Here is a 572-nt window from a genome sequence, read left to right on the forward strand (position 1 = left end):
CAGGACGACGCCGACGCGCTGTCCGTGATCGCGCGGAAGTCGCAGATCCCGGTGATCGCGGACATCCACTTCCAGCCCAAGTACGTCTTCGCCGCGATCGAGGCCGGCTGCGCGGCGGTCCGGGTGAACCCGGGCAACATCAAGCAGTTCGACGACAAGGTCAAGGAGATCGCCAGGGCGGCGAAGGACCACGGCACGCCCATCCGCATCGGCGTCAACGCCGGCTCCCTCGATCGCCGTCTGCTCCAGAAGTACGGCAGGGCGACCCCCGAGGCCCTCGCCGAGTCCGCCCTGTGGGAGGCGTCGCTCTTCGAGGAGCACGACTTCCGGGACATCAAGATCTCGGTCAAGCACAACGACCCGGTCGTCATGGTCGAGGCCTACCGCCAGCTCGCCGCCCAGTGCGACTACCCCCTCCACCTCGGCGTCACCGAGGCGGGCCCGGCGTTCCAGGGCACCATCAAGTCGGCGGTCGCCTTCGGCGCGCTGCTCTCCCAGGGCATCGGCGACACCATCCGCGTCTCCCTCTCCGCCCCGCCGGTCGAGGAGATCAAGGTCGGCATCCAGATCCT

1 protein-coding gene is annotated in these 572 nt (G+C 68.7%); it reads left to right on the forward strand.

What is annotated here, in order from left to right; all coding sequences use genetic code 11:
- Positions 1-572: flavodoxin-dependent (E)-4-hydroxy-3-methylbut-2-enyl-diphosphate synthase (locus IG94_RS0138035; protein ID WP_031048764.1), on the forward strand; the 572-nt coding region annotated here is incomplete at both ends.

Source organism: Streptomyces olivaceus (assembly GCF_000721235.1).
GTDB lineage: Bacteria > Actinomycetota > Actinomycetes > Streptomycetales > Streptomycetaceae > Streptomyces > Streptomyces olivaceus.